Consider the following 10781-nt stretch of genomic DNA (forward strand, 5'->3'; position numbering starts at 1 on the left):
TGGTTGGATGGGGCCCGGACGAAGCTCTAGTCCGAGACCACGAGGGTTTCGGCGCCGGCGAGCCTGGCTTTCCCGCTGTCGAGGAGGGGTTCGACGGCGGCGCGCAGGGCCGTCATCGAGTCATCCAGTTCCAGCATCACCGGGTGCTGGTACGCGATGAGTGCCAGCATGTCGCGTACAGCCTCGGCGGCGTCATCGGCATCCAGCGCCGGTTCGTGGCCGACGAAGACGTCCGTGGGTGCCTCCGTTCCCTCGGGCTCAGGGCCCTGGGCGGGGTCCGGGTTCGCGGGCGCCGCATAGCTGACCGCGAAGGCGCGGATGCGGCCCTTCTTACTCGGCGCCACCCCCGCACCGAACGCCGATTCCGGCTGTGCCCGCAGCACGATGGCGCCGTGCGCTCCGGTGAGGTCATCCAGGAACAGCTTCTGAACCTGGCCCATGGACAGCACGCCCGGGGAATCCCAGCCGTGGATGGAGGTGTAGTACCTGCCCACCACGTCAGTCAGTTCCACGGACCCGGTGGCCAGCTCCATCACCACGTCGGAGCCGGCGTCCTCGTCGCCGGCGGACCCGCCGTCCTTGGCAGGGAACACGGGAAGCCGCAAGGCACCCGGTTCCACGATGACCAGCCGGGACCGCTGGATGGGCGAAAGTCCCACGGCTTCGGCGAAGGCTGCCCCCGGCGTACCGGGCTCCACCTTGGCGCGGAACTTGGCAACGCCCGACGGCGCGTGCTCGGCTTCCCGCCGCAGCATGGCCAGGAGGCTGGCTCCGATGCCGGCACGGCGGTGGTCCTTCGCCACTTCGATGTACGTCCACAGCCGTTCAGGGTGCAGCGAGGCCTCGTAGACCACACCGGCAGCCACCGGGATCCCGACCTCGTCGATCACGTCCTCGGCCACGATGCAGCGGCGCCAGAGAGCGCCGCCGGTGCCGGCAGAGGACGGCGCGAGCGCGCCGCGGAACTGGCGCGCCTGGGACGTTTCCGGGCCGCCCCAGATTTCAAGGAGCGCCAGGTCGTCGCCCTCGCGCCATTCGCGGTATTCGATGGCCATGCTCAGGCGCCGATCAGGCGTGCGGCCAGGTAGCCCTCCACCTTGTCCAGGGAAACGCGTTCCTGGCTCATGGTGTCCCGCTCGCGGATGGTCACGGCCTGGTCCTCGAGGGTGTCGAAGTCAACCGTGATGCAGAACGGGGTGCCGATCTCGTCCTGGCGGCGGTAGCGGCGGCCGATGGCGCCGGCATCGTCGAAATCGATGTTCCAGTTCTTGCGCAGCTGGGTGCCGAGGTCCTTGGCTTTCGGGGACAGGTCCTCGTTGCGGCTCAGCGGCAGCACGGCGGCCTTCACCGGGGCCAGCCGCGGGTCCAGCTTCAGGACGGTGCGGACGTCCACGCCGCCCTTGGCGTTGGGGGCCTCGTCCTCGGTGTAGGCGTCCACCAGGAAGGCCATGAAGGAACGGGTCAGGCCGGCCGCGGGTTCAATGACGTACGGGGTGTAGCGCTCGTTCGTGGCCTGGTTGAAGTAGCTCAGGTCCGTGCCGGAGGCCTTGGCGTGCGTCGAGAGGTCGAAGTCGGTCCGGTTGGCGATGCCTTCCAGCTCGCCCCACTCGGAGCCCTGGAAGCCGAAGCGGTATTCGATGTCCGTTGTGCCCTTGGAGTAGTGGCTGAGCTTTTCCTGCGGGTGCTCGAAGAAGCGCAGGTTCTCTTCACGGATGCCCAGGCCGGTGTACCAGGCCATGCGCTCCTTCATCCAGTACTGGTGCCACTCTTCGTCCGTGCCGGGCTCGACGAAGAACTCCATCTCCATCTGCTCAAACTCGCGGGTGCGGAAGATGAAGTTTCCGGGCGTGATCTCGTTGCGGAAGGACTTCCCGATCTGGCCGATGCCGAACGGGGGCTTCTTGCGGGAGGTGGTGAGGACGTTGTTGAAGTTCACGAAGATGCCCTGGGCGGTTTCCGGTCGCAGGTAGTGCATGCCCTCTTCACTGGCCACGGGGCCCAGGAAGGTCTTGAGCAGGCCGGAGAATTCCTGCGGCTCGGTCCATTCACCGCGGGTGCCGCAGTTGGCGCAGGCGATGTCCTTCAGGCCGTTCTCGGCGGGGCGGCCCTTCTTCTCCTCGTACTCTTCCTCGAGGTGGTCGGCGCGGTAGCGCTTGTGGCAGGAGAGGCATTCCACCAGCGGGTCGGAGAAGACCTCCACGTGGCCGGAGGCTTCCCACACCTGGCGGGGCAGGATGACGGAGGAGTCCAGGCCCACCACGTCCTCGCGGCCGCGGACCATGGACTGCCACCACTGGCGCTTGATGTTTTCCTTCAGCTCGGCGCCAAGGGGCCCGTAGTCCCAGGCAGAACGCGAACCTCCGTAGATCTCACCGGCCTGGAACACGAAGCCCCTCCGCTTGGAGAGGGAAATGACCTGGTCGAGAACGGATTTTGCTGCCATGGGGTAACTCCAGTTTCTACAGGGCCGCTGGGTGCGGTCCGCGGTTTTCAGGCCCCGGGCATCACCAAAAGCAGGGCACTTCCGGTGGCCGGGCGGGGCGGATGAAGGGGGTGGTAAAGCTGCGTGTCCTAGCCTACCGGCCGCTGCCTGCGGAGCGCGCCCCGCGGCCACGGCAGCGTGGCCAGGATAATGGCGGCCAGCGTCAGGATGGTGCCCAGGACGGTGGCGGGCGCCACCACGGTGCCGGGGGCGGGAAGCACCACGTCCAGGGCCAGCGATCCGAGCAGCTGGCCCGCGATCATTCCCAGCCCCGTCACCAGGACGCCCAGACTTCGAACCAGCAGCGCTCCCAGTCCAATGAAGACACAGCCCATCGGACCGCCGAGGTAGTACCACCACTCCCCCGGCAGTGGGTTGCCCGGCCCTGCCACCGCAACCTTGACGGCGAGCGCCGTCCACAGCACCAAGCAGCCGGCAATGAAGTTGACCAGCGTAGCGGCGATGGGGGTCCCGTAGTGGACTGTGGCGGTGCCGTTCATGGCCTGCTGGAAGCTCATGAGGAACCCTGCGGCCACGGGGAGCAGGAGCGGAAGCACCAAAGAAGCGGGACCGCCGTCGGTTCCGGGCGCGGAGCCTGAGGCGAAACGCGGCGAAACAGCCCATGCGACGGCGGCGATGGTGAGCACGCAGCCGATGATCCGGATGCCCGTGACCGGTTTCTTGCCCGCGGGCCCGAGGCCCAGCCGGTCCACCAGGAGTCCGCTCACCGTCTGCCCGGTGACGGTGGCCACCGTGAACAGCGCCACCCCAAGGAGGCCCACCGTGAAGGACTGGGCAAAGACAAAGACCGCCCCGATGCAGCCGGCGAGGACGTAGGTGCGGGGAAAGGCCCTGCTGCGGACGGCCGGAATGATCCTGGCCAGCCCGGCGCGGCCGCGGGGCAGGAGCAGCGAGATGACGATCATGACCACCAGGCCTGTGCTAAAGCTCACCACGGCGGCGGCGATTCCGTCATTAAGCCGGGCTCCGAGTGCTCCGTTGATGCGGCCCTGGACAGGGATGGCAAGGCCGGCGCCCACCGCCAGCGGCAGGCCTGCGAGCAGCGGCAGGCGGGAGGTGGAGGTCATTGAATCCACCTTACGTCAGGCATTATTGCTACATGAGCAACCCCGTTGAGGACGTCCCCATCCGTGACAGCATGATCCGCCTGGGCCAGCTGCTGAAGCTCGCCAACCTGGTGGAGGACGGCGTGGAGGCCACGGAGCTGATCAAGAACGGCCTGGTGAAGGTCAACGGCGAAATCGACGACCGGCGCGGCCGCCAGCTGCACAACGGCGACACCGTCACGGTCAATAACCAGACCGTCCGCGTGGTGGCACCCGAAGCGGACTGAACCTGCTGCGCCGGCGGAGCGGCGCCCGAAAGGTGACCGGCCGCCGTCGTACGCCTACTTCTTCAGGACCTCGTGGGTGAGGAACTCGCCCACATGCCCGATTTCCTGCTGGTTGATGCCGTGCCACATGCCCGTGTACAGCACTTTGGTGAGCTTGACGTGCTTGCGGACCCAGCCCATGGTGAAGTCGATCTTGTCCGGGGTGATCACGGGGTCCTGCTGGTCCCGCCCCCAGAACATGGGGATGGTTCCGTCCAGTTCGGCGTCCCGGAAGGTAGGGTCGTCGCCGGCGTCCACCACGAAGCCTGACAGGCCGACGACGGCCGCGAAGTCCGTGGGCCGTTGCCGCAGCAGCGTGGTGGCCATGGCCATGCCCATGGAAAAACCGAGCAGGGACACCGAGGGGTGGCCCACCTTGATGGTGTCGATCCAGTCGAGCACGAAGGACGACGCCGCCTTGACCCGGTCCAGCGAGTAGTCGATGGAGGCGGTGAGCGGGAACCAGGTGAAGCCGGGGCCCATGGCAATGGGTGCGCGCACGGAGGCCACCGCGAAGTCCCCTGGCAGCAGGTCGGCGAGGCTCAGCAGGTCCTGCTCGTTGGCGCCATATCCGTGCAGGAGCACCAGCAGCGGCTTTCCGTCGCGCTGGTCCTCCGGGTGGGACCACAGGACAACAGGGGCAGGAAATACATCGGCTTCAGTCATGGTTTCCATTGTTACAGCTACCTGAGGGCAACAACCTACGTTCGCGTAGCCAGAGAGCCGGAAGGCAGGATAAGGACCGTGACTGACGCAAGCATCATTGAAACCCCGCATGCACGCTCCGGATCCCACCCCTGGACCCGGTATGTGGCCATGGGCGATTCCTTCACCGAGGGCATCGGCGACCCCGAGCCCTCAAGCCCCGGCGGCTTCCGCGGCTGGGCGGACCGGGTGGCGGAGGAACTGGGCCGCACCCAGCCGGATTTCGCCTACGCCAACCTCGCGGTACGGGGCCGGCTGCTGCAGCAGATCGTGGACCAGCAACTGGCGCCCTGCCTGGCCCTGAAGCCGGACCTTGTCACCCTGTCCGCCGGGGGCAACGACCTCATCCGCCCGGGCGGCGACCCTGACGCGCTGGCCGAAAAGCTGGATTCCGTGGTCCAGATCCTGGCCATGGGCGGCGCCACTGTGGTCCTCTTCAACGGGCCCGATACCGGTTCGTCCGTGCTGGGCAGGATCCGCAGCAAGGTGGCCATCTATAACGAGAACCTGCGCACCGTCGCGGCCAGGCACGATGCGGTCATTGCGGACATGTGGTCCCTCCGGCAGCTCAGCGACCCCCAGATGTGGGACCAGGACCGGCTGCATTTCTCCCCGCTGGGCCACCACACCATCGCGGCCATGGTGCTGGATGCCCTGAACGTGGAGCACACCCTGGAGCCGCTGCAGCCCAAGGCCCTGCCGCACCGGACGTGGCGCGAGGCGCGGTCCGGCGACCTGGTGTGGGCGCGCGAATACTTTGTCCCGTGGGTGCTGCGCCGCCTCCGCCACCAGTCCTCCGGGGACGGCATCACCGCAAAACGTCCGACGCCGGGGCCCGTCTTTGGCCCGGGCGTTCCGCTGGGTTCGGGCGAGGGGCCGCTGGGTACCGCGGAGCCGTCCCGGCGCTGACGCCGGTACTCGGAACCCGGCAGCGGCGCAGGCGGACGATATGGAACCGGATGTGGTGGTGCGGCTGAGGCTGCAAGCCCAGATGCTTCGGGAGCCCGCTGCCGCATCGCCGGAGGCCGCCTTGCGAAAGCTGCTGGCCGTGCAGGCGCAGGAGTTTCCCTACGCCCGGTGGAGCCTTGCCCAGCGGGTGTCGGCGGGCGCATCCCCCGTTGCGGCAGCGGAGGTTGAGCAGGCAGTGGCCGACGGCCGGATCCTGCGGACGCATATCCTCCGGCCCACCTGGCATTTCGTCCACCGTGACGACCTTCGCTGGCTTGTTGCCCTGTCGGCACCGCGCCTGCATCAGGCCAATGCGCCGACGTACCGCCTCACCGGAATCGATGAAGCAACTGCCGCCCGGGGCAGCGAGGTGCTGGCCGGGGCTGTGGCCGGCGGCAACCACCTCACCCGCGGGCAACTGGCCGTAAAGCTGCAGGAGGCCGGCTTCGAGGCCAGCGGACTGCGCCTTGCGTACATCATCATGCACGCCGAAGCCAGCGGCGTCCTTGCCAGCGGCACGCCGGTCCGGAGCCCGGGTGGTGCGCTGAGGCAGACGTACGCACTGTTTGACGAGCGGGTCCCCGCCGGGCCGGCCGTACCGCTTTCCCGGCCGGAAGCACTGGCTGAACTCGCCCTCCGCTACTTCACCAGCCGGGGACCCGCCACGATCCGGGACTGCGCGGACTGGTCAAAGCTGACAATGACCGATATCCGGCAGGGTGTGCAGCTGGCCATGGAGGCCCATCCCGGTGCCCTGGGAGCAACGGCGATTGACGGCGTCGAGCATTACTATGCTGTAGAAGCCGGCGGGGAAGCCAGCGCTGGTCCTGACCGCGGACCTCGCTCCGATAGCAGACCGCGGGTCGACCTGATCCAGTGCTACGACGAATATGTGATGGGCTATTCCGCCACCCGGCATTACATGGGCGGCAGTGCCCCTTCCTTCCCCTTTGCCGGCGAGCCCATCCACGTGGTGCTGCTGGATGGGCGGATGGCCGGCTCCTGGCGGCACAAACTGCTTCCGGACCGGTGCGAACTCGATATCCGGTTGTCCCATGCCGCTGAAACGCCGGGTTCCCCGTTGGCCGCCGCTGTCCAGGATGCTGTGGACCGCTACGCGGCTTTCACGGGGATCCCGGCCGTTCGTGTGCAGTCCGGGACTAAGCTGGAAGGACACACATGAGAGGCGCCCCACCGTGAGCAACCTGTTTTTCTGGATCATCATCCTGTCACTCCTGATCCCGGTGGCCATGCGGATGTACCGGAAATCCGTGGCCCGCAGGGACCATGGGCAGAGCTTCTCCGGGCGCTACCCGGAGCAGTTCCCGGGCGCCGGCCAATTCCCTGGATCGGCCGGGCCGCAGAGCAAGCAGCCCCGCGACGGCTACACCCAGCAGGACTATTTTGCCGGCGGATTCCAGCAGATCGAGCGGCCGCAGCCCATCAATGATCCCCAGCCGCTGCCCTACCAGTATGGCCAGCCGCCCCAGCAGCCGATGCCGGGCGCCGACAACCGGACCGCGCCGCAGCCGCCGTTCCAGCAGCCCCCGTTCTCCCAGCAGGGCGCGCCCGGCCAGGCCTCCCCCGAACAGCACGCGGCCCCCGCTACTCCCCCGCCGCCGTCGGCCCCTCAGGGCTACCGGGCGCGGAAGCTTGCGGAACTGGACCAGCAATACAGCAACGGCGAACTGTCCGTCGAGGAGTACATGACACGCCGCAGCGACATCATGAACGGCTGAACTGCGTCACCTCCACCAGCGGAAAGCCCACGTGCGTTAGTCCACCAGCGGAAAGCCCTCGCGCGTTAATCCACGCGCTTTAGTCCACCTGCGGAAAGCCCAGGTCGATGACGGACGTTGCGGGGTCCGGCCACCGCGTGGTGACCACTTTGCCTCTGGTGTAGAACCGGATGCTGTCCGGCCCGTACATGTGCGTGTCCCCGAACAGGGAGTTCTTCCAGCCGCCGAAGGAGAAGGTACCCACCGGAACCGGGATGGGCACGTTGACGCCCACCATGCCGGCCTCGACGTCGAACTCGAACTGCCGGGCGGCACCGCCGTCGCGGGTGAAGATGGCAACCCCGTTTCCGAACTCGTTGTCGTTGACCAGGCGGACCGCATCGCTGTAGGTATCTACCCGGACTACGGACAGGACCGGACCGAAGATTTCGTCGTCGTAGACCTTCATGCCCGGCTTGACGTGATCCACCAGGCTGACTCCGATAAAAAACCCGTTGGAATCGAACTGTTGCGAGCGGCCGTCAACAACCACTGTGGCGCCTTCATCTTCGGCGCCTGCCACATAAGAGGCCACCCTGTCCCGGTGCTCGGCCGTGATCAACGGTCCCATCTGTGATGCAGGGTCCGTCCCGGGACCAATCGTCAGGGTGGCCATCCGGCTTTGGATGGCCGCCACCAGGTCGTCGGCGATGGCACCGACGGCGACGAGCACGCTGACCGCCATGCAGCGCTCACCGGCCGAGCCGTAGGCAGCCGAAATGGCGGCGTCTGCTGCCATATCCAGGTCCGCGTCCGGCAGGACCACCATGTGGTTCTTGGCCCCGCCCAGGGCCTGGACCCGCTTGCCGTGGTCCGCCGCGCGCTTGTAAATCGACTGCGCAATGGGGGTTGAGCCCACGAAGCTGACGGCCTTGACGTCCGGGTGTTCGAGCAGGACGTCCACCGCCTCTTTGTCGCCCTGCACCACGTTCAGCACACCGGCCGGCAGTCCCGCTTCGGCGAAGACTTCCGCGATGAACACGGCGGAGGACGGGTCCTTTTCACTGGGCTTCAGCAGCACGGTGTTGCCGCACGCCAAGGCACTGCCGATCATCCAGAGCGGCACCATGGCCGGGAAGTTGAACGGGGTGATGCAGGCGACCACACCCACAGGCTGCCGGACGGAGTGCACGTCCACGCCGCTGGAAACCTGCTCCGAGCGTTCCCCCTTAAGCATGTGAGACAGTCCGGTGGCGAACTCGATGTTCTCGAGGCCGCGCGAAATCTCCCCTTCGGCGTCGGAGAGTACTTTGCCGTGCTCACTGGTCAGGATGGCGGCCAGCTCGGACTTGCGCTGCGTGAGGATTTCGCGGACCCGGAAGAAGATGTTGGTCCGCTTCGCCAGGCTCGTCGCCCGCCAGGCGGGCAGCGCGGCCGTGGCAGCGGCGATGGCTTCCTCTACCCGGGCAGCGGAAGCGAGCGCAACCTGCTTTTCCTGTTCTCCGGTGGCCGGGTTGAACACGGGGCCGAAGCGCTCGGCATCGGCAACGCGGCTGCCGTTGATGTAATGCGGAATGGTGTGCATGAAAGTCTCTCTTCTACTTTGCTGAATCCAGGGAACCGTCGGCGAGCTTGATGATCATGGAGCAGTCCTTGCCGGACTCGCCCGCATCGATGAGGCGCTGGTACAGCTGCTGAACATGCCTGCCGATTTCGAGCGGCGTGCCGGTGTCCTCGGCAGCGCTGATGGCCAGGCCGATGTCCTTGTTCGCCAGCTCGGCGGTGAACGTAGGCGCGAAGTCGTTGTTGGATGCGGCCGTGGGGACCACACCGGGAACGGGGTACCAGGTGCGCAGGGCCCAGCTGTCACCGGAGGACACGGAGGCGATGTCCCAGAACACCTTCTTGTCGAGTCCGAGCCTGTCGGCCAGCACTGCACCCTCAGCGGTGGAGGCCAGGTTGATCAGGAGCATCAGGTTGTTGCAGATCTTGGCCGCTTGGCCGGTAGTGGCTCCGCCGGTGGGGATGATGTTGGTGGCCATCGGCCCGATGTAGCGGGTGGCATCCGCTACTGCGTCGGCTTCACCGCCCACCATAAACGTGAGTGTTCCTGCTTTGGCGCCACTCATCCCGCCGGAGACGGGGGCATCGACGAAGCGGAAGCCGGCGGCAGCGGCGGCGTCGTGCAGTTCACTGGCAGCCGCGATATCGATGGTGGAGGAATCGACCAGGAGCGTCCGTGTTTCCGCATGTGCCAGCACGCCGTCCGCACCCAGGTAGACGGCCTTGGCATGTTCGCCCTTCGGAAGCATGGTGAACACAACATCGGCGCCCGCCACAGCCTCTGCGATGCTTCCCGCCGGCTTCACACCGCCAGCCTCGGCAGCGGCGACGGCGGCGGGGTTGAGGTCGAATCCCCGTACGTCGTGACCCGCCTTGGCGAGGTTCCCCGACATGGATCCGCCCATGTTTCCCAAACCGATCCAACCGACTACTGCCATGGCATAAGCTCCTTTGCTGTGCCTCCGGCCGGGACCGGCCGGAGGGTCTGTGTCCACCATCACACCCTGCTACAGTGCAATCAAGGGGAAAAATCACAGACGGTATGTGCACTGATGCACACGAATGAAGGGACATCCGGTGGCGCGGCTTCCAAGTCCGGACGACCTGTTGATCCTGCTCACTGTGGCCAGACTGGGACGCTTCAACGCGGTCGCCGAAACCATGGGCACCACGCACACCACGATTTCGCGGCGGATCCTCGCCCTCGACAAGCAATTGGGCGGCAGGACCCTGGAGCGCAGCCCGCACGGGTGGGAGCTGACGGAGCTTGGCGCCTCGGCCGTCGCGGCTGCGGAAACGATCGAGGAAACACTTGGGTCACTGGCCGCCGTTGTGGGCCAGGACCGGGACGCAGTGTCCGGCATGGTGCGCATCAGCACCTCTGACGGTTTCGGCGCCGAATTCGTCACTCCTGCCCTGGTCCGCCTCCAACAGCGGCACCCGTTGCTGAATGTGGAGATGCTCAGCGCCACGCGCAAGGTCAGCCAGAACCGCTCCGGCGTGGACCTTGAAGTGGTGGTGGGCCGCACGGATGTGAGCAATGCGCAGGCCATCTTCCTGGCCAACTACTTCCTGCGGCTCTATGCCAGTCCCGCGTACGCGGCGCAGCGGGGCTTGCCGGAAACGCCCGACGGCGTGGGGCAGCACGGCTTCGTCTCCTACGTTGAGTCCGCCCTGCAGGTTGCCGAACTGGGCCACCGGTCCTCGCAGTTGCCGATGCCGAAATCCAGCTTCCAGGCGACGAGCATCTTTGCCCAGGTGGAGGCGGTGCGCCGCGGCGCCGGCATCGGGCTGCTCCCGAACTTTATGGTGGCGCAGAACGCGGAGTTCATTCCGGTGCTCCCCGACGCCTTCCAGCGCCAGATTCCCGTCTGGGCGGTGGCCCGGCCGGAATCGCTCCGGTCCGCCCGGGTGCAGGCCGTGATTGCTGCCCTCAAGGAAGAAGTGGCGGCCCGCCAGGATCTGCTGGCAG

11 protein-coding genes are annotated in these 10781 nt (G+C 66.8%); 5 read left to right on the forward strand and 6 right to left on the reverse strand.

Features of this window, described 5'->3' with window-relative positions:
• Positions 1 to 26: 26 nt before the first annotated feature.
• The 3 genes from P2Q66_RS21070 to P2Q66_RS21080 form a co-directional block, all read right to left on the reverse strand.
• Positions 27 to 1055 carry a GNAT family N-acetyltransferase gene (locus tag P2Q66_RS21070; protein ID WP_275731301.1) on the reverse strand — a complete coding sequence of 343 codons (1029 nt, stop codon included), beginning with the start codon at positions 1053 to 1055 and terminating at the stop codon, positions 27 to 29.
• A gap of 2 nt (positions 1056 to 1057) precedes the next feature.
• Positions 1058 to 2443: a glycine--tRNA ligase gene (locus tag P2Q66_RS21075; RefSeq protein WP_115525535.1), complete on the reverse strand. Its 1386-nt coding sequence runs from the start codon at positions 2441 to 2443 to the stop codon at positions 1058 to 1060.
• A gap of 128 nt (positions 2444 to 2571) precedes the next feature.
• Positions 2572 to 3570 (reverse strand): DMT family transporter, encoded by a 999-nt coding sequence (locus tag P2Q66_RS21080; RefSeq protein ID WP_275731303.1) that lies wholly within the window; start codon positions 3568 to 3570, stop codon positions 2572 to 2574.
• A 32-nt stretch (positions 3571 to 3602) separates the two neighbouring features.
• Here P2Q66_RS21080 and P2Q66_RS21085 point away from each other — a divergent pair, with 32 nt between their 5' ends.
• Entirely contained in the window at positions 3603 to 3836 is a 234-nt protein-coding gene (locus P2Q66_RS21085; RefSeq protein WP_275731305.1) for an RNA-binding S4 domain-containing protein, read from the forward strand.
• Positions 3837 to 3890: 54 nt separating this feature from the next.
• Here the strand turns inward: P2Q66_RS21085 and P2Q66_RS21090 are convergent, their stop codons facing one another.
• Entirely contained in the window at positions 3891 to 4541 is a 651-nt protein-coding gene (locus P2Q66_RS21090) for a phospholipase (protein ID WP_115525539.1), read from the reverse strand.
• Between the two features lie 78 nt (positions 4542 to 4619).
• Between P2Q66_RS21090 and P2Q66_RS21095 the strand changes: the two genes are divergently transcribed.
• From P2Q66_RS21095 to P2Q66_RS21105, 3 genes are read left to right on the forward strand one after another with little or no spacing between them, the layout of a single operon-like run.
• Entirely contained in the window at positions 4620 to 5489 is an 870-nt protein-coding gene (locus P2Q66_RS21095; protein ID WP_079595570.1) for an SGNH/GDSL hydrolase family protein, read from the forward strand.
• A gap of 40 nt (positions 5490 to 5529) precedes the next feature.
• Positions 5530 to 6711: a winged helix DNA-binding domain-containing protein gene (locus P2Q66_RS21100; RefSeq protein WP_275731307.1), complete on the forward strand. Its 1182-nt coding sequence runs from the start codon at positions 5530 to 5532 to the stop codon at positions 6709 to 6711.
• A gap of 13 nt (positions 6712 to 6724) precedes the next feature.
• Positions 6725 to 7267 (forward strand): hypothetical protein, encoded by a 543-nt coding sequence (locus tag P2Q66_RS21105; RefSeq protein WP_275731308.1) that lies wholly within the window; start codon positions 6725 to 6727, stop codon positions 7265 to 7267.
• A 79-nt stretch (positions 7268 to 7346) separates the two neighbouring features.
• On the opposite strand, the gene P2Q66_RS21110 is transcribed toward P2Q66_RS21105, so the two are convergent.
• Entirely contained in the window at positions 7347 to 8831 is a 1485-nt protein-coding gene (locus tag P2Q66_RS21110; protein WP_115525530.1) for a CoA-acylating methylmalonate-semialdehyde dehydrogenase, read from the reverse strand.
• 13 nt (positions 8832 to 8844) lie between these two features.
• Complete coding sequence (gene mmsB, locus P2Q66_RS21115; protein ID WP_079595574.1) at positions 8845 to 9747, reverse strand: 3-hydroxyisobutyrate dehydrogenase; 903 nt, start codon at positions 9745 to 9747, stop codon at positions 8845 to 8847.
• A 139-nt stretch (positions 9748 to 9886) separates the two neighbouring features.
• Here mmsB and P2Q66_RS21120 point away from each other — a divergent pair.
• The coding region (locus P2Q66_RS21120; protein ID WP_275731310.1) for a LysR family transcriptional regulator at positions 9887 to 10781 on the forward strand (895 nt) is incomplete at its 3' end.

Source organism: Arthrobacter sp. Cr_A7 (assembly GCF_029222765.1).
Lineage (GTDB): Bacteria > Actinomycetota > Actinomycetes > Actinomycetales > Micrococcaceae > Arthrobacter.